Consider the following 17351-nt stretch of genomic DNA (forward strand, 5'->3'; position numbering starts at 1 on the left):
GTCAGAACACTGTTGCCAGCAGGTGACATATAACTAACTGATTTTACCGCCCCTTTTTCATATCGTTCGTTTATGTCTCCATCCGGCGACATCTCCTCAATTCTTAAAGGTTGCGAAGCCACGCAGAATGGGGATGCAACTCTGGCACGCGTTGTGCAATAATATGCGTGTAGATGCTCATTCCATCTCTTATGCTCGCCTTAGTGCTTCATAAACTCAGGAATGATGCAGAGCCATTTACGGTGCTTATCGTCCACAGACAGATGTCGCTTCGGCCTCATCAAACACCATGGACATAACGTTGAGTGAAGCACCTATTTATGTTGTCAAACAGACCTGTTTTAACGCCTGCACTGGAAACAGCGCAGGCGTTTTTTTATGTCACGCGCGGAAGGATTATTGTGGCGGGTTGTTCTGCAGCGTCAGCATCAGACCATCACGGCGCATGGTGGCCGCTTCTTCAGGCTGATGGAGACGGTCAAGCGTATCGGCGAGCCAGGCGTAGTCAAAGGCATCCGGGCGTTGTTTCAGCGCCGCGCGGAAGGCGAAGCTCGCTTCCTGCCATTCGCCATGTTTCATCAACGACTGACCCAGCGTGCTCCACAACAGCGGGCGATCGCCTACAGTTTTGATTTGCTGACGCAGCACTTTTTCCAGCTGTTCCGGGTTGTTGGTTTTCAGCCGCGGGATCAGCATCACCAGCCGATCGTCATACTGACGTTTTAAGCCATCGATGATGATCTGCTGCGCGGTGTCATGATCGTTACATTCAATGAGATGATCCGCCATCGCCACCTGCAGCGCGATCTGATGACGCGTCTTGCGGCTCTGATTCTTCCACCACTCACGCAGACCGTCGCTGCCCTGATCGGCGCGCGCCTGATCCATCAGCCCAATCCACGCCTGCTGTTCCAGCGCGGCACGATGCTCATCGTCACCGACGTTGGCTTTTGCCATCGACGGAATGATGTCGAGCAGCGAGCTCCATGCGCCGGTGCGAATAAACGCCTGTTCCGCGAGACGCAGCACTTCGGGGTGACGCGGCGTCACTTCCAGCAGCCTGTCTGCGCCGTGGCGCGCCGCATGGTTTTCGTTTCGCGCCAGTTGCAGACGCACACGGGCAATTTCCACCGGGATCATATCGTTACCGGCAAGCTCTGAGGCGCGCTCCAGGTGCTGATTCGCGCGGATCTCATCGCCGCGCTGCTGAGCCGCTTCCGCCGCCAGCAGATAATTCACTACCGGTTGCTCGGCGTGATCAGCGTTTTTCGCCATCAGCTTTTCAACCTGCTGGTAGTCGCCTTCCGCCAGTTTCAGCAGCGCCTGTTCCGTCTGCTTACGGGCGCGGCGGCGTTTACGACCAACAAACCAGCCACGCGTATGCGCGCCGGTGCGGAACACACGACGCAACAGCCACTCGATGGCGAACAGCACGACCATCAACAGAACAAGAATAATCACCAGACCGGTAACGCTGGTCTCAATGTTGTAGTTATCCGTCTGGATGAGCACATAACCCTGATGACCGGCGACGATCGGGCCGAGCACAATGCCGGCGATCAACAACGCAAAGAGCAATAGCACTTTCAGCATGATTATTCTCCTTGCGGTGCCGCGGCCGGGGCGTCAGCTTGTGGTGCAGCATCTGCTGTGGCTGGCGCGGCGGGCTGAGCAAGCAGATTACGCACCCGTGTTTGCATCAGCTTTTCCAGAATCGCCTGGCTTTGCAGCGTGTCAGGGATATCCATGGAAATGCTCTGCTGGCTGAGCTTATCGATCTCTTCAAGGAAGCCTTTGGTCGTCGCGTCTTCGGTATCGTAGTAAGCACGAACCCAGGTGGAGACGTTGTCCAGCGCTTGTTTGTAGGTTTCGTCCTGATGGCGCGGCACGGCCTGCGCCGCGACTAACAGGCGGGAACGAATGTTTTCACGCAGATAGACATCCTGATTCGGCGCCAGCAGCGGAACTGCGGTTTCATCACGACGACGCACGGTAATAAAGTTGTCCATAAAGTTCTGCCAGCTCTTTTGCAGGTTCACCCGCCATTCGCTGAGCGAGCTGGAGAGTTCGCTGCTGTCGTCCTCATCCATCGGCGAGTCGTCGTCGTTGTTATCGGCCAGACGCAGGTTATCGACCTGATTCGCCAGCTGGTTAACCTTCAGGATAATACCGTCGTAATCCACTTGTGTGACGCCAGACAGGCTGGCGATATCGTCAGTAATGGCGCGACGGGCAGTGATCAGGCTGGGATCGTTCATGTCGGCGAGACTGGCGTCCGCGCTTTTCAGCAGCGCCGCCGCGGTGGTCACGTCCTGATCGCTCCACAGTTTGCGACCGGCAAGTTTGACCAGGTAATCCGCCTGCGCCAGCAGCCAGGTTTTGGCGTCGCTGCCGGAAATGGTGGCGACTTTTTGCTGCACTTCGTCGAGCTGTTTCGTCAGCGCCTCTTGCTGGCGTTTCGCATCGGCCAGCTGATCTGCCTGCTGTTTGATGATCCCTTCGAATTCGGTTTTTTGCGTTTCTTGCGATTTCTGTAAAGCAATCAATTGATTAGCAAGGGTGTCATTCGCCGTCGTTTGCGTCACCGCCTGCTGTTTTCCCCAACCGTACAAGCCAACGCCCGCCGCCAGCGCGATAGCAATGGCGACAGCGCTCAGCACCAGGCTGGTCTTGTTGCCACTGCCTTTGGGTGCCGTTTTCTGCGGTTCTGGGGTTTTTTCTGGCTGTGGTGTTGTTTCCACGGCCTCCCTGGTCTCTTCAACCACGGCGGAGGAATGTTGTTGTTCCGTCATTATGGCTTCCAGTTTTGAGAGTTATTGTAACGCGCGCAGCAGCGCATCGTTGTCGGCGCTTTCGGCAATCTGAATCTCTTGCCAGCCCAATTCCCTGGCGAGGTGCGCCAGTCGCTCGCTGACAACCAGCAGCCGACAGCGTAGTAGCCAGTGTTCACGATACCACGGCGGAATCAGCGACCAGAGCTGTTGTAACATTTCACCGCTGGTAATGACCAGCGTGGTCACCCCGCGTGATTGCCAGCGCATGGCTTCTTCCGCGCCATCGTAGTGTTTTGCCGTACGCTGATAGCATTCGCAAAATGTCACTTCAGCGCCGCGCGATTGCAGCGTTTCGCCGAGCAGTTCCCGCCCGCCGTTGCCGCGCAATATCAGCGCTTTCTTTCCCGCAATTTTTTGTAATTCAGGTAATTGTAGCAAGACTTCGCTGATTTCCTGATCTTGTGGATAGCGAATCGTTTTGCTGCTGACCTGATGTAACGCCAGCGCCGTGGTGCGGCCAATGGCGAAATAGTGAGGCGCCTGCGGCCAGTGAGCCTGCTGCTGGTGTAGCTGCGCGTCGGCAAACGCCACCGCGTGGCGGGACAGCGCAAACAGCAGATCATTTTCGCTGAGGTTATTCAGCAGGCCGCTAAGCTGTGGTAATTCCCGCCCGGGGGTAAATTCGATCAGCGGGAAACTCCAGGCCACTCGCCCCAGTGTGCGCAAGCGGCTCACTAATTCTTCTCCCTGTGGAGACGGGCGGGTGACCAGAATACTCATGCAGGCGATTCTCCGTCATAGACCGCCGCCAGGATAGCGCGCGCGCCGTTTTGCAGTAGTTCTTCCGCCAGCGAAATGCCCAGTTGTTCCGCCTCTTCCGGTTTACCGCGGCGTTCGCCACGCACCATCTGCGAACCGTCCGGGGCGCCGACCAGGGCGCGTAGCCAGATTTCGCCGTCAATGAGCTCAGCATAGCTGCCAATCGGCACCTGGCAACCGCCTTCAAGGCGCGTGTTCATGGCGCGCTCCGCCTTAACACGGATTGCCGTTTCTGTATGGTTCAGCGGTGCCAGCAACGCTCGGGTCCAGTCGTCGCCGAGGCGGCATTCAATGCCAACCGCGCCCTGACCGACAGCCGGTAATGAGGTTTCCGGCGGCAGCGCCATGCGGATGCGTGACGCCAGCCCCAGGCGAATCAGCCCGGCGGTGGCGAGAATAATGGCGTCATAGTCGCCGTTGTCCAGTTTGCTCAGCCGCGTTCCGACGTTGCCACGCAGGGAGCGGATCACCAGATCAGGACGCAGAGCGGCAAGCTGACACTGGCGGCGTAAACTGGAGGTGCCAACAACGCTGCCCGCGGGGAGGTCGTCCAGAGACGTATAGTGATTTGAGACGAAGGCGTCGCGCGGATCTTCACGTTCGCAAATGGTGACCAGCCCAAGTCCCTCGGGGAATTCCACGGGCACGTCTTTCATTGAGTGAACGGCGATATCCGCACGATTTTCAAGCAGCGCCAGCTCCAGCTCTTTGACAAACAGCCCTTTACCGCCGACTTTGGCCAGAGGGGTATCGAGGATCACATCGCCGCGGGTTACCATCGGCACAAGTTCGACATCCAGTCCGGGGTGACAGGCCATGAGGCTATTTTTAACATAATGTGCCTGCCACAATGCGAGGGGACTCTGCCGTGTGGCAATTCTCAAAACTTTGTCTAACATGCTTGTTACCGTCATAATCGTCCACCAACCATCCTAACACTGTTGCCTTAAGGATGTCAGTTTTCACGGTTTTTTGCGGGAAGTGGGAAGCGGAATTGTCTCGTCGTTATGCGATCAGTTGCGTAACCCCGCCCGGACCGCTTTCAGAAATTTTCGTATATTAATTGATGCTACACTTGTATGTAGCGCATCTTTCTTTACGGTCAATCGGCAAGGTGTTAAATTGATCACGTTTTAGACCATTTGTTCGTCAACGCGACCAAAACGAAAACGACGACAAACGGTAACGGTATTTGTTGAATTACTGAAACCCACATCGTATCTCTGGCGGCTCATCGCCCTGGGTACCCGGGTTTGAACATCAGGCGAAATGTCTTGTACCTCTACATTGAGACACTTAAACAGAGACTGGATGCCATCAATCAATTGCGTGTGGATCGCGCGCTTGCTGCCATGGGGCCTGCATTCCAACAGGTCTACAGTCTACTGCCGACATTGCTGCATTATCATCACCCGCTGATGCCGGGTTACCTTGACGGTAACGTTCCCTCTGGCATCTGCCTTTTCACGCCTGATGAAACCCAACGCCACTACCTTGATGAACTCGAATTGCACCGTGGTATGCCGCGGCAGGAAACCCCGCAGGGTGAATTGCCGATCACTGGCGTGTACACCATGGGCAGCACCTCATCGGTAGGGCAAAGCTGTTCCTCTGATCTGGATATCTGGGTCTGCCACCAGTCGTGGCTCGACAACGACGAGCGTCAGTTGCTGCAACGTAAATGCAGCCTGCTGGAAAGCTGGGCCGCGTCGTTGGGCGTTGAGGTCAGTTTCTTCCTGATTGATGAAAACCGCTTCCGCCATAATGAAAGCGGCAGCCTCGGCGGCGAGGACTGCGGTTCAACGCAGCACATCCTGCTGCTCGACGAGTTTTACCGTACTGCCGTGCGTCTCGCCGGGAAACGTATTCTGTGGAATATGGTGCCCTGCGATGAAGAAGAGCATTACGACGATTATGTAATGACGCTGTACGCGCAGGGCGTACTGACCCCGAACGAGTGGCTGGATCTTGGCGGTCTCAGCTCGCTGTCGGCGGAAGAGTACTTTGGCGCCAGCCTGTGGCAGCTCTATAAAAGCATCGACTCGCCGTACAAAGCGGTGTTGAAAACCCTGCTGCTGGAAGCCTATTCCTGGGAATACCCCAACCCGCGCCTGCTGGCGAAAGACATCAAACAGCGCCTGCACGACGGCGAGATCATCTCGTTTGGTCTCGACCCGTACTGCATGATGCTGGAGCGCGTCACCGAATATCTCGTCAATATTGAAGACGAAACGCGTCTTGATCTGGTGCGCCGCTGTTTCTATCTCAAAGTGTGCGAAAAACTGAGCCGCGAACGTGCCTGCGTCGGCTGGCGTCGTGAAGTGCTCACCCAGTTAGTGAAAGAGTGGGGCTGGGACGATGCGCGCCTGACCATGCTCGACAACCGCGCGAACTGGAAAATCGATGAAGTGCGCAATGCGCATAACGAGCTGCTCGACGCGATGATGCAGAGCTACCGTAACCTCATCCGTTTCGCCCGCCGTAACAACCTGAGCGTCTCCGCCAGTCCGCAGGATATCGGCGTGCTGACGCGGAAACTGTATGCCGCGTTTGAAGCCTTACCGGGTAAAGTGACGCTGGTGAACCCGCAGATTTCCCCGGATCTTTCCGAGCCGAATCTGACGTTTATCTATGTGCCGCCGGGCCGTGCTAACCGTACGGGTTGGTATCTCTACAACCGCGCGCCGAACATGGAATCCATCGTCAGTCATCAGCCGCTGGAATATAACCGTTATCTTAATAAGCTGGTGGCCTGGGCCTGGTTTAACGGCCTGCTGACGTCACGCACCCACCTGTTTATTAAGGGCAACGGTCTCGTTGATTTAGCGAAACTGCAGGAAATGGTGGCAGACGTGTCTCATCACTTCCCGCTGCGCCTGCCCGCACCGACGCCAAAAGCGCTGTACAGCCCCTGTGAAATCCGCCATCTGGCGATTATCGTTAACCTCGAATACGATCCGACGGCGGCGTTCCGGAATCAGGTAGTGCATTTCGATTTCCGTAAGCTGGACGTGTTCAGCTTTGGCGAAGCGCAAAACTGCCTGATTGGCAGTATTGATCTGCTGTACCGCAACTCGTGGAACGAAGTGCGTACGCTGCATTTCAACGGCGAGCAGGCGATGATCGAAGCGTTAAAAACGATTCTCGGCAAGATGCACCAGGATGCCGCACCGCCGGACAGCGTTGAAGTCTTTTGCTACAGCCAGCACCTTCGTGGTCTGATCCGCACCCGCGTCCAGCAATTAGTTTCTGAATGTATCGAGTTGCGCCTTTCCAGTACGCGTCAGGAAACCGGGCGCTTCAAAGCGCTGCGTGTCTCCGGGCAGACCTGGGGTCTGTTCTTCGAGCGTCTGAACGTATCAGTTCAGAAGCTGGAAAACGCCATCGAGTTTTATGGCGCCATTTCGCATAACAAACTGCACGGCCTGTCCGTTCAGGTGGAAACCAATCAGGTTCAGTTGCCGCCAGTCGTTGACGGCTTCGCCAGCGAAGGGATCATCCAGTTCTTCTTTGAAGATACCAGTGATGACAACGGTTTTAATATTTACATTCTGGATGAGACAAACCGGGCGGAGGTCTACCACCACTGCGAAGGGAGTAAAGAAGAGCTGGTTCGCGACGTCAGCCGCTTCTATTCATCGTCTCACGACCGCTTTACCTACGGCTCCAGCTTTATTAACTTCAACCTGCCGCAGTTCTACCAGATTGTGAAAATAGACGGGCGCGTACAGGTTATTCCGTTCCGCACCCAGGCGATTGGCACGGCCGCCGCGATCGATCAGGACAACACGGCGCCGTTACTGCAGCAGTATTTTTCGTAGGATCGCGCCAGACCGCGTTTAGCGGAAACTGACCGGTTCTCCCGCCTGCTGCGTGGCAGCCTGCTCTAAAAGATCCCAGAACGTTTCGCCGCTGCGATCGCACACCCACTCATCACCTTTCAGGTCAAAGTGATAGCCGCCCTGTTTCGTTGCCAGCCACACCTGGTGCAACGGCTCCTGACGGTTAATAATAATTTTGCTGCCGTTGTCGAAAGAGAGCGTCAGCACGCCGCCGTTAATTTCGCAGTCGATATCGCTGTCGCCGTCCCGGTCGTCGAGGCGTTCTTCGATGGTCAGCCACAGGCTGTCCGCAAGGCGATGAAATTCACTGTCGTTCATTTTTGTTTCCCATTTTTTAGTGATGGCGGCAGTATAACGCGAAACATAATGCGTTGCAGTTAGGCGCTAAACGCTTGCTTTTACGTCTTCTCCTGCGATGATAGAAAACAGAAAGCATGAACAACAGGCATTTTAGAATGAAAAACGTTTACCGAACGCTCGCCATACTACTGACGATGTTCAGCCTGACCGGCTGTGGACTGAAAGGGCCGCTTTATTTCCCTCCGGCAGATAAAACCGCACCGCCGCCGACAAAACCGGTTGATAGCACAATTCAGAGTTCTACGCCGGATCGTAACGATCGTGGCGACAATGGCGGCCCGACTCAGGTGAATTACTGACGGTTCCGTTCTCAATCCCGTGAATGGAGTAGATGATGCAGTTCTCTAAAATGCACGGTCTGGGTAACGACTTCATGGTCGTCGATGCGGTAACGCAGAATGTGTTTTTTTCTCCCGAGCTGATCCGCCGGTTATCGGATCGGCATCTCGGTGTTGGTTTCGATCAGTTGCTGATCGTCGAACCGCCGTACGATCCTGAGCTGGATTTTCACTACCGTATTTTTAATGCTGATGGCAGCGAAGTCTCACAGTGCGGCAACGGTGCGCGCTGCTTTGCGCGCTTTGTGCGCCTGAAAGGGCTGACGAATAAACGTGATATTCGCGTCAGTACGGCGAATGGCCGTATGGTATTAAGCGTAACAGATGACGATCTGGTTCGGGTAAACATGGGTGAGCCCAACTTTGAGCCGTCACAGGTGCCGTTTCGCGCGAACAAAGCGGAAAAGACCTATATTATGCGTGCGGCCGAGCAGACAATATTGTGCGGCGTGGTGTCGATGGGCAATCCACACTGCGTTATTCAGGTTGATGACGTCGACACGGCGGCCGTAGAAACGCTGGGGCCGGTGATGGAGAGTCACGAACGTTTTCCCGAGCGCGCTAACATCGGCTTTATGCAGGTGGTCAAACACGACCATATTCGCCTGCGTGTTTATGAGCGCGGCGCAGGGGAAACGCAGGCCTGCGGCAGCGGCGCGTGCGCGGCCGTCGCTGTTGGCATTCAGCAAGGGCTGCTGGCTGAAGAAGTACGCGTGGAATTACCAGGCGGGCGACTTGATATCGCCTGGAAAGGTCCGGGTCAACCGTTGTTTATGACTGGCCCGGCGGCACATGTCTACGACGGGTTTATCCATTTATGAAACAAGTCGGGGAAGAACAGCAGGATGTGGTCACGGCGCTGGACGATCGCGCCGTGGTGGAGTATCTGCTGCAACATCCTGAATTTTTTACCCGCAATGCGCAGTTCGTCGAGCAGATGCGGGTTCCTCATCCGGTTCGCGGCACCGTATCGCTGGTGGAATGGCATATGGCGCGGGCGCGCAACCACATCAGCACGCTGGAAGAAAACATCTCATTGTTAATGGAACAGGCCACGACAAACGAAAGCCTGTTCTATCGCCTGTTGCATCTGCAAACCCGTCTGGCGGCGGCCGACAGTCTCGATGACATGCTGACTCGCTTTCACCGCTGGGCACGGGATCTCGGCCTTGCTGGCGCGTCGGTTCGTCTGTTCCCTGACCGCTGGCGCATTGGCGCGCCGACCAGCGCCACGCATCTGGCGTTGTCCCGTCAGGCGTTTGAACCGCTGCGTATCCAGCGACTGGGCCACGAACGCCATTATCTTGGCTCACTGAACGGACCGGAATTGCTGGTCGTTCTGCCGGACGCGAAAGCCATCGGCTCTGTCGCAATGTCGATGCTTGGCAGCGACAGCGATCTCGGCGTTATCCTCTTTAGCAGCCGTGATGCGCATCACTATCAGCAGGGGCAGGGCACCCAGCTGTTGCATGAAATTGCGCTGATGCTGCCCGGTCTGCTGGAGCGCTGGATTGAACGCGTATGACCGATTCCTCAATGCACGACGCCGTCGAACGCTTCCTTCGCTATCTGGGCGTTGAGCGACAGCTCAGCCCCATCACCTTACTTGATTACCGGCAACAACTTGATGCCATCATCCGGATCGCGGGCGATACCGGTATCACCAGTTGGCAAAAGTGTGACGTTGCTGTGGTGCGTAACTTTGCGGTTCGCAGTCGGCGTAAAGGTCTTGGCCCGGCAAGCCTGGCGTTGCGGCTCTCAGCACTACGCAGTTTCTTTGACTGGATGGTGTGGCAGGGCGAACTGAACGCCAATCCGGCGAAAGCGGTCTCCGCGCCAAAAGCGCCGCGCCATTTGCCGAAAAATATCGACGTTGATGATGTTAACCGGTTGCTGGATATCGATCCTAACGACCCGCTGGCGGTACGCGACCGCGCGATGCTGGAAATCATGTACGGCGCCGGGCTGCGTCTGTCTGAACTGGTGAATCTGAATATCAAAAGCCTTGATCTCACCACTGGAGAAGTGTGGGTCGTCGGCAAAGGCAGCAAGGAACGTCGCTTACCCATCGGCCGTACCGCGGTAACGTGGATTGAACACTGGCTTGATCTTCGCGGCCTGTTCGGGGGCGATGATGACGCGCTGTTTATATCAAAACAGGGCAAGCGAATTTCAGCGCGCAACGTGCAAAAGCGTTTTGCCGAGTGGGGCATTAAGCAGGGGCTGAACAGCCATGTGCATCCGCATAAGCTCCGTCACTCATTTGCCACTCATATGCTGGAGTCGAGCGGTGATCTGCGCGGTGTGCAGGAACTGCTGGGCCACGCCAATCTGGCGACGACTCAAATCTATACCCATCTTGATTTTCAACACCTTGCCTCGGTGTACGATGCGGCGCACCCACGCGCCAAACGGGGGAAATAATGCGTTTTTACCGCCCATTAGGTCAGATTTCCGCACTGACGTTTGACCTGGACGATACCCTTTACGATAACCGTCAGGTGATCCTGAAAACGGAGCAGGAATCGCTGGCGTTTCTGCAAAATTATCATCCTGCGCTCAGCGGTTTTGAGAGCAGCGACTTTGTACAATTGCGACATGCGTTGCGCAAAACCGAACCGGATATTTACCACGACGTCACGGAATGGCGCCGCCGGGCGGTGGAACAGGCCATGCTACAGGCGGGCCTGAGCGCCGAAGAGGCGTCGGTTGGCGCGACGGCGGCGATGGTGAATTTCGCCAAATGGCGCAGCCGGATTGATGTTCCGCAGGAGACGCACAACACGCTGGCCGCGCTGGCAAAACGGTGGCCGCTGGTGGCGATCACCAACGGCAACGCCCAGCCGGAGCTGTTTGGGCTGAGCGACTACTTCGAGTTTGTGCTGCGCGCGGGCCCGGACGGTCGCTCCAAACCCTTCGCCGATATGTACCACCTGGCGGCGGAGCGTTTAAATGTGCCGCTCGGCCAGATCCTGCACGTTGGCGACGACCTGACAACAGACGTCGCAGGATCGATCCGCTGCGGCATGCAGGCGTGCTGGATCAACCTGTTTGAAGGCTCGCTGATGCAAATCAACGACAGTCGCCTGCTGCCGCACATCGAAATTTCCCGGTTGGCATCCCTCACGACGCTGATATAATCACCAGCAGTTCTGTATAAATTCCCAGGGTTTTGATGGAGAGCGTCACGCTTTCCGTCCCCGACACATATTCGGCGGTGCCAATGGACGTTTCTTACCTGCTCGACAGCCTCAATGATAAACAGCGTGAAGCCGTGGCGGCGCCGCGCACCAATATGCTGGTGCTGGCAGGGGCGGGCAGTGGTAAGACGCGTGTGCTGGTGCATCGTATCGCCTGGCTGCTGAGCGTGGAAAACAGCTCGCCGTATTCGATCATGGCGGTGACGTTTACCAACAAAGCGGCGGCGGAAATGCGCCATCGTATTTCACAATTGATGGGCACCTCCCAGGGCGGCATGTGGGTCGGCACCTTCCACGGTCTGGCGCATCGCCTGTTGCGTGCGCATCATCTGGATGCCAACCTGCCGCAGGATTTTCAGATCCTCGACAGCGAAGATCAGTTGCGTCTGCTGAAACGCCTGATCAAAGCCATGAACCTTGATGAGAAGCAATGGCCGCCGCGTCAGGCGATGTGGTACATCAACGGTCAGAAAGATGAAGGGCTGCGCCCGCATCATATCCAGAGTTACGGTAACCCCATGGAACAAACCTGGATAGATGTCTATAAGGCCTATCAGGAAGCCTGCGACCGTGCCGGGCTGGTGGATTTTGCCGAACTGCTGCTGCGCGCCCATGAATTGTGGCTCAACAAGCCGCATATCCTGCAACACTACCGCGAACGCTTCACCAATATCCTCGTCGACGAATTCCAGGATACCAACAACATTCAGTACGCGTGGATCCGTCTGCTGGCGGGCGATACCGGCAAAGTGATGATCGTCGGCGATGATGATCAGTCAATCTACGGCTGGCGCGGCGCGCAGGTGGAAAACATCCAGCGCTTCCTGAATGATTTCCCCGGTGCGGAAACCATCCGCCTGGAGCAAAACTACCGTTCGACCAGCAATATTCTCAGCGCGGCGAACGCCCTGATCGAAAACAACGACGGTCGCCTCGGTAAAAAGCTGTGGACCGACGGGGTCGATGGCGAACCGATTTCTCTCTACTGCGCCTTCAACGAACTGGACGAAGCGCGTTTTGTGGTTAACCGGATCAAAACCTGGCAGGACAACGGCGGCGCGCTGGAACAGTGCGCCATTCTTTATCGCAGCAACGCCCAGTCGCGTGTGCTGGAAGAGGCGTTGCTGCAGGCGAGTATGCCGTATCGCATTTATGGCGGTATGCGCTTCTTCGAACGCCAGGAAATCAAAGATGCGCTCTCCTATTTGCGCCTGATCGCCAACCGCAATGATGACGCAGCGTTTGAGCGTGTGGTGAATACCCCGACGCGCGGCATTGGCGATCGTACGCTGGACGTGGTGCGTCAGGCGTCGCGCGATCGTCAACTGACGCTGTGGCGGGCCTGTCGCGAACTGTTACAGGAAAAAGCCCTCGCCGGGCGTGCAGCCAGCGCATTACAGCGTTTTCTGGAACTGATTGACGCGCTGGCGCAGGAAACGGCCGACATGCCGCTGCATGTTCAGACCGACCGGGTCATCAAAGACTCCGGCCTGCGAATGATGTACGAACAGGAAAAAGGCGAGAAGGGCCAGACGCGTATCGAAAACTTAGAGGAACTGGTGACGGCAACGCGCCAGTTCAGCTATCAGGATGAAGACGAAGATCTGCTGCCGCTACAGGCATTCCTGTCTCACGCCGCGCTTGAAGCGGGTGAAGGGCAGGCGGATACCTGGCAGGATGCTGTTCAACTGATGACGCTCCATTCGGCAAAAGGGCTGGAGTTCCCGCAGGTGTTTATCGTCGGTATGGAAGAGGGGATGTTCCCGAGCCAGATGTCGCTGGATGAAGGCGGTCGTCTGGAAGAAGAACGCCGTCTGGCCTACGTGGGCGTAACCCGTGCGATGCAAAAACTGACGCTGACCTACGCCGAAACGCGCCGTCTGTATGGCAAAGAGGTGTATCACCGTCCGTCACGGTTTATCGGCGAACTGCCAGAAGCCTGCGTTGAAGAAGTACGGTTACGCGCGACGGTGAGCCGCCCGGTCAGCCATCAGCGTCTGGGTACGCCGGTGACGGAGAACGATACCGGCTACAAGCTGGGCCAGCGCGTGCGTCATGCGAAGTTTGGCGAGGGGACTATCGTCAATCTGGAAGGCAGCGGTGAGCATAGCCGGTTGCAGGTGGCGTTCCAGGGCCAGGGCATCAAATGGCTGGTTGCCGCTTACGCGCGCCTTGAAACCGTGTAACGTTCAGAAAAATATCATTTTTTTGTAATAATCTGCTAGCCTTATATGCCAGAGGGGAATTAATACTCTCTGGCGTTTCGTTGTCTGTTGACGCTGCATTTTTGCTGGCGTAACATGCGCGCACGATTACGCTAAGAGGACATTCGCCTTGGACACACCCAGTAGATACTGGCTCAACTTCCTGTCTATCAGGAACAACTCCTAAGGCTATCCTCTTATGCTGATAGCCTTAGCGGTTGTCGGCGACCTGTCTCTATCCCGTCGCGCTGAGTCAGACTTAATGGTCTGAAACTCCATTCGTTTCTGTGTGCCCTCCGAACTGTCCGATAATATTTTGCATTGGGAGTCCCGGTCATGCTGAGCGCATTTCAACTGGAAAATAACCGCTTAACGCGTCTTGAGGCGGATGAGATCAAACACCTGGCCAGTTCCGTATGGGTGGATCTCGTCGAGCCGGACGATGACGAGCGAAGCCGTGTGCAAACGGAATTGGGCCAGAACCTGGCGACACGACCTGAACTGGAAGACATCGAAGCATCCGCGCGTTTTTTTGAAGACGAAGACGGACTGCACATTCACTCATTTTTCTTTTTTGAAGATGCGGAAGACCACGCCGGTAACTCCACCGTCGCATTTACCATTCGCGAAGGGCGTCTTTTCACGCTGCGCGAACGTGAACTACCGGCATTTCGTCTCTATCGTATGCGCGCCCGCAGCCAGGAAATGGTCGACGGCAACGCCTATGAACTGCTGCTGGATCTGTTCGAAACCAAAATCGAACAGCTGGCGGATGAAATTGAAAATATTTACAGCGATCTGGAAAAGCTGAGTCGCGTCATCATGGAAGGCCATCAGGGTGATGAATACGACGAGCCGCTCTCCACGCTGGCGGAACTGGAAGATATCGGCTGGAAGGTTCGCCTGTGTCTGATGGATACCCAGCGCGCGCTGAACTTTCTGGTGCGTAAAGCGCGCATTCCGGCTGGTCAACTGGAGCAGGCACGCGAGATCCTGCGAGATATCGAATCCCTGTTGCCGCATAACGAATCGCTGTTCCAGAAGGTGAACTTCCTGATGCAGGCGGCGATGGGTTTTATCAACATCGAGCAGAACCGCATCATCAAGATCTTCTCGGTAGTTTCTGTGGTATTCCTGCCGCCGACGCTGGTGGCTTCAAGCTATGGGATGAACTTCGAGTTTATGCCGGAGCTGAAGTGGAGCTTTGGCTACCCGGGCGCGATTATCTTTATGATCCTCGCCGGGCTGGCGCCGTACCTTTACTTCAAGCGCAAGAACTGGCTGTAAAAAACGGGCGGGTGGCGTTGCGCTTACCCGCCCATCTTCTAGCTCTGACGTCCTCGTCTCTGCGTATACACAGCATCTATCACGAAAATAGCCAGCGCGACCCAGATAAACGCGAATGTCACCATTTTATCTGCGCCCGGTGTTTCGCCATAGAATGCGACCGCCAGCAGGAACATCAGCGTCGGGCCAATGTACTGGAAAAAGCCGAGTGTGGAGAGACGCAGACGCGTTGCGGCGCCGGTAAAGCACAGCAGTGGAACGGTGGTCACCACCCCTGCCGCCATCAGCAGCAGATTAAGCGACATCGGGTTTTGCCCCATATGGCTGGTGGCGCTGTCGGTGATGCCAAACAGATAGACAGCCGCCACTGGCAACAGCCACAGCGTTTCAACCAGCATGCCGGTCTGCGCATCCACCGCGATTTTCTTCCGCACCAGGCCGTAAAAGGCAAAACTGAACGCCAGCCCAAGGGCGATGATCGGCAGCGAACCAAACGTCCACAACTGAACCAGTACGCCGCACACTGCCAGCGCAACGGCCACCCACTGCATCCGACGAAAACGCTCGCCGAGAAAAATCATCCCCAGCAGGATATTCACCAGCGGATTGATAAAGTAGCCGAGACTGGCTTCCAGCATATGGTGATTATTCACCGCCCAGATAAACAGCAGCCAGTTTCCCCCGACCAGCACAGCCGACAGCGCCAGCAGGAAAATCTTCTTTGGCGTATGCAGCAGTTTTTTGACCTGCGGCCACTGACGGCTGAGGCTTATCAGCGCCACCATAAAGAAAAATGACCAGATGACCCGATGCGTGAGGATTTCATCAGCAGGAACGTAATAAATCAGTTTGAAGTAGGCTGGTGCGATACCCCAGATAAAATAAGCGGCGAGTGCAAGCAACACACCCAGCCGCGTCTGTTTAGCATCCATCGGTTCAATTCCTTGCAAAAAAGTGAAGGGATTTTACCCGAAAAATGTGACTCAACCCACCATATAAGTTGCCGTTGCACTGGCGATGTACACTTGTTCTTCGTTGTGCAACTCCACGCGCGCCACGGCGACTTTGTTCCCCGCCCGCAGCAGGCTGCTGGTCGCGGTAAAACGATTGCCGCGCCCCGGCCGCAGATAATCCACGCGCAGATCAATCGTCCCCATCCGCGACAGACGCTGGCGAAGCTCTTCTTCGCTGATGGTATCGTGACGTGTCAGCGTGCTACCCACGCAAACCAGACCTGCCGCCACGTCCAGCGCGGAGGCAATCACGCCGCCGTGCAGAATGCTTTGCGCCCAGTTGCCGACCATCATCGGCTGATTGTTAAAGCTCAATTGCGCAAACTCTTTTTCGTAGCGTTCCAGCTCCAGGCCCAGTGCACGGTTAAACGGCATGTGATACACAAAGATTTCGCCCACCATGTTGAGTACCGCTTCGGCGGTTAATTCAGCAGACATAACAGCTTATCCGTTAGTTAATGAAATGTTGATTTTATGATTATCAATTGTTGATTTCCACTGTTAAGAAAGGATATTCAGGCAAGCGTTGTGTCATGTAAGTCTGTAGAATGAGGCGCAGAATAATAACTCTGGCAAATAATCTAAGGTTCGGGAGAACAGAAGCGATGCGTATTTTTCTGGGTTGGCTGCTGACAATGGTCGGGCTGTCATTTTCAGCCCTCGCGCAGGAAGCGACAATTAAGGAAGTACATGACGCGCCTGCGGTTCGCGGTAGCATCATCGCGAATCTGCTGCAGGAGCACGATAATCCTTTTACGCTTTATCCTTACGAGAGCAACTATTTGCTCTACACCTGGACCAGCGATCTGAACAAAGAAGCGATTCGTAGCTACGACTGGTCGGAGAATGCACGCAAAGATGAAGTGAAATTCCAGTTGAGCCTGGCCTTTCCGCTCTGGCGCGGCATTCTGGGCGATAACTCCGTGCTGGGGGCGTCGTATACGCAACGCTCGTGGTGGCAGCTTTCTAACAGCAAAGAGTCCGCGCCGTTTCGTGAAACTAACTATGAACCTCAGCTGTTTCTCGGTTTTGCCACCGACTATTCCTTTGCCGGCTGGACGTTACGTGACGTGGAGTTCGGCTACAACCACGACTCGAACGGCCGTTCCGACCCGACTTCCCGTAGCTGGAACCGTCTCTATACCCGCCTGATGGCGCAGAACGGCAACTGGCTGGTGGAAGTAAAACCCTGGTATGTGATTGGCAGCACCAACGATAACCCGGATATCGCTAAATACATGGGCTATTACCGGCTGAAAATCGGCTATCAGCTTGGTGATGCGGTGCTCAGCGCGCAGGGCCAGTACAACTGGAATACAGGCTATGGCGGTGCGGAAGTGGGCGTCAGTTACCCCATCACGAAGCATGTGCGTGTTTATACTCAGGTTTATAGTGGCTATGGCGAATCGTTGATCGATTACAACTTTAACCAGACGCGCGTCGGCGTTGGCGTTATGCTCAACGATCTGTTTTAAAACATTGCAGTTTCGCTCACAGGCGCTGAAAATAGCGCC

Annotated in this window: 17 protein-coding genes; 10 read left to right on the plus strand and 7 right to left on the minus strand. The window is 55.6% G+C overall.

All coding sequences use genetic code 11. From position 1 onward, the window contains the following. Positions 1 to 396: 396 nt before the first annotated feature. From hemY to hemC, 4 genes are read right to left on the minus strand one after another with little or no spacing between them, the layout of a single operon-like run. Entirely contained in the window at positions 397 to 1593 is a 1197-nt protein-coding gene (gene hemY / locus AOY23_RS19915; RefSeq protein WP_054180998.1) for a protoheme IX biogenesis protein HemY, read from the minus strand. Positions 1594 to 1595: 2 nt separating this feature from the next. After that, the gene (hemX, locus tag AOY23_RS19920; protein WP_054180999.1) at positions 1596 to 2792 is read right to left on the minus strand and encodes a uroporphyrinogen-III C-methyltransferase; all 1197 of its coding nucleotides are present in this window, start codon (positions 2790 to 2792) and stop codon (positions 1596 to 1598) included. Between the two features lie 21 nt (positions 2793 to 2813). Continuing rightward, positions 2814 to 3554 carry a uroporphyrinogen-III synthase gene (gene hemD, locus AOY23_RS19925; protein ID WP_054181000.1) on the minus strand — a complete coding sequence of 247 codons (741 nt, stop codon included), beginning with the start codon at positions 3552 to 3554 and terminating at the stop codon, positions 2814 to 2816. After that, positions 3551 to 4492 carry a hydroxymethylbilane synthase gene (gene hemC / locus AOY23_RS19930; RefSeq protein ID WP_054181001.1) on the minus strand — a complete coding sequence of 314 codons (942 nt, stop codon included), beginning with the start codon at positions 4490 to 4492 and terminating at the stop codon, positions 3551 to 3553. Before hemC ends, hemD begins: the two co-directional genes overlap by 4 nt. 375 nt (positions 4493 to 4867) lie before the next feature. Between hemC and cyaA the strand changes: the two genes are divergently transcribed. After that, on the plus strand, positions 4868 to 7414 hold the full coding sequence (cyaA, locus tag AOY23_RS19935) for a class I adenylate cyclase (protein WP_054181002.1): 2547 nt from the start codon (positions 4868 to 4870) through the stop codon (positions 7412 to 7414). Positions 7415 to 7432: 18 nt separating this feature from the next. Here the strand turns inward: cyaA and cyaY are convergent, their stop codons facing one another. Continuing rightward, positions 7433 to 7753 (minus strand): iron donor protein CyaY, encoded by a 321-nt coding sequence (cyaY, locus tag AOY23_RS19940; RefSeq protein ID WP_054181003.1) that lies wholly within the window; start codon positions 7751 to 7753, stop codon positions 7433 to 7435. Between the two features lie 137 nt (positions 7754 to 7890). On the opposite strand from cyaY, the gene lptM reads away from it, so the two are divergent. The 8 genes from lptM (at position 7891) to corA (ending at position 14824) form a co-directional block, all read left to right on the plus strand. Further along, positions 7891 to 8094 carry an LPS translocon maturation chaperone LptM gene (gene lptM, locus AOY23_RS19945; RefSeq protein WP_038160441.1) on the plus strand — a complete coding sequence of 68 codons (204 nt, stop codon included), beginning with the start codon at positions 7891 to 7893 and terminating at the stop codon, positions 8092 to 8094. 35 nt (positions 8095 to 8129) lie between these two features. Then, entirely contained in the window at positions 8130 to 8954 is an 825-nt protein-coding gene (dapF, locus tag AOY23_RS19950) for a diaminopimelate epimerase (RefSeq protein WP_054181004.1), read from the plus strand. Continuing rightward, positions 8951 to 9658, plus strand: a complete 708-nt coding sequence (locus AOY23_RS19955) for a DUF484 domain-containing protein (RefSeq protein ID WP_054181005.1) — start codon at positions 8951 to 8953, stop codon at positions 9656 to 9658. Before dapF ends, AOY23_RS19955 begins: the two co-directional genes overlap by 4 nt. Next, on the plus strand, positions 9655 to 10557 hold the full coding sequence (xerC, locus tag AOY23_RS19960) for a tyrosine recombinase XerC (RefSeq protein ID WP_054181006.1): 903 nt from the start codon (positions 9655 to 9657) through the stop codon (positions 10555 to 10557). Before AOY23_RS19955 ends, xerC begins: the two co-directional genes overlap by 4 nt. Then, positions 10557 to 11273: a 5-amino-6-(5-phospho-D-ribitylamino)uracil phosphatase YigB gene (gene yigB, locus AOY23_RS19965; protein WP_054181007.1), complete on the plus strand. Its 717-nt coding sequence runs from the start codon at positions 10557 to 10559 to the stop codon at positions 11271 to 11273. Before xerC ends, yigB begins: the two co-directional genes overlap by 1 nt. Positions 11274 to 11356: 83 nt before the next feature. Further along, positions 11357 to 13519 (plus strand): DNA helicase II, encoded by a 2163-nt coding sequence (gene uvrD / locus AOY23_RS19970; RefSeq protein ID WP_152958651.1) that lies wholly within the window; start codon positions 11357 to 11359, stop codon positions 13517 to 13519. A gap of 148 nt (positions 13520 to 13667) precedes the next feature. Beyond that, positions 13668 to 13724, plus strand: coding sequence for a YsgD/CorL family protein (ysgD, locus tag AOY23_RS23280; RefSeq protein ID WP_407830039.1), 57 nt, complete (start codon positions 13668 to 13670; stop codon positions 13722 to 13724). A 149-nt stretch (positions 13725 to 13873) separates the two neighbouring features. After that, complete coding sequence (corA, locus tag AOY23_RS19975) at positions 13874 to 14824, plus strand: magnesium/cobalt transporter CorA (RefSeq protein WP_038160458.1); 951 nt, start codon at positions 13874 to 13876, stop codon at positions 14822 to 14824. Positions 14825 to 14862: 38 nt separating this feature from the next. Here corA and rarD read toward each other — a convergent pair whose 3' ends face one another. Both rarD and yigI read right to left on the minus strand, forming a co-directional pair. After that, positions 14863 to 15756, minus strand: coding sequence for an EamA family transporter RarD (rarD, locus tag AOY23_RS19980; protein WP_054181009.1), 894 nt, complete (start codon positions 15754 to 15756; stop codon positions 14863 to 14865). A gap of 51 nt (positions 15757 to 15807) precedes the next feature. Then, on the minus strand, positions 15808 to 16275 hold the full coding sequence (gene yigI / locus AOY23_RS19985) for an acyl-CoA thioesterase YigI (protein WP_049847183.1): 468 nt from the start codon (positions 16273 to 16275) through the stop codon (positions 15808 to 15810). Between the two features lie 167 nt (positions 16276 to 16442). On the opposite strand from yigI, the gene pldA reads away from it, so the two are divergent. Continuing rightward, positions 16443 to 17312 carry a phospholipase A gene (gene pldA, locus AOY23_RS19990; protein WP_054181010.1) on the plus strand — a complete coding sequence of 290 codons (870 nt, stop codon included), beginning with the start codon at positions 16443 to 16445 and terminating at the stop codon, positions 17310 to 17312. The last annotated feature ends 39 nt before the right edge of the window (positions 17313 to 17351 follow it).

The sequence above is a fragment of the Trabulsiella odontotermitis genome, from assembly GCF_001297775.1.
Taxonomy (GTDB): Bacteria; Pseudomonadota; Gammaproteobacteria; order Enterobacterales; family Enterobacteriaceae; genus Trabulsiella; species Trabulsiella odontotermitis.

What these genes read in the sequence shown, in the direction of transcription:
- hemY (WP_054180998.1), bottom strand. Translation starts at nt 1,593, where the DNA reads ATGCTGAAAGTGCTATTGCTCTTTGCGTTGTTGATCGCCGGCATTGTG.
- hemX (WP_054180999.1), bottom strand. Translation starts at nt 2,792, where the DNA reads ATGACGGAACAACAACATTCCTCCGCCGTGGTTGAAGAGACCAGGGAG.
- hemD (WP_054181000.1), bottom strand. Translation starts at nt 3,554, where the DNA reads ATGAGTATTCTGGTCACCCGCCCGTCTCCACAGGGAGAAGAATTAGTG.
- hemC (WP_054181001.1), bottom strand. Translation starts at nt 4,492, where the DNA reads ATGTTAGACAAAGTTTTGAGAATTGCCACACGGCAGAGTCCCCTCGCA.
- cyaY (WP_054181003.1), bottom strand. Translation starts at nt 7,753, where the DNA reads ATGAACGACAGTGAATTTCATCGCCTTGCGGACAGCCTGTGGCTGACC.
- lptM (WP_038160441.1), top strand. Translation starts at nt 7,891, where the DNA reads ATGAAAAACGTTTACCGAACGCTCGCCATACTACTGACGATGTTCAGC.
- dapF (WP_054181004.1), top strand. Translation starts at nt 8,130, where the DNA reads ATGCAGTTCTCTAAAATGCACGGTCTGGGTAACGACTTCATGGTCGTC.
- AOY23_RS19955 (WP_054181005.1), top strand. Translation starts at nt 8,951, where the DNA reads ATGAAACAAGTCGGGGAAGAACAGCAGGATGTGGTCACGGCGCTGGAC.
- xerC (WP_054181006.1), top strand. Translation starts at nt 9,655, where the DNA reads ATGACCGATTCCTCAATGCACGACGCCGTCGAACGCTTCCTTCGCTAT.
- yigB (WP_054181007.1), top strand. Translation starts at nt 10,557, where the DNA reads ATGCGTTTTTACCGCCCATTAGGTCAGATTTCCGCACTGACGTTTGAC.
- uvrD (WP_152958651.1), top strand. Translation starts at nt 11,357, where the DNA reads ATGGACGTTTCTTACCTGCTCGACAGCCTCAATGATAAACAGCGTGAA.
- corA (WP_038160458.1), top strand. Translation starts at nt 13,874, where the DNA reads ATGCTGAGCGCATTTCAACTGGAAAATAACCGCTTAACGCGTCTTGAG.
- rarD (WP_054181009.1), bottom strand. Translation starts at nt 15,756, where the DNA reads ATGGATGCTAAACAGACGCGGCTGGGTGTGTTGCTTGCACTCGCCGCT.
- yigI (WP_049847183.1), bottom strand. Translation starts at nt 16,275, where the DNA reads ATGTCTGCTGAATTAACCGCCGAAGCGGTACTCAACATGGTGGGCGAA.
- pldA (WP_054181010.1), top strand. Translation starts at nt 16,443, where the DNA reads ATGCGTATTTTTCTGGGTTGGCTGCTGACAATGGTCGGGCTGTCATTT.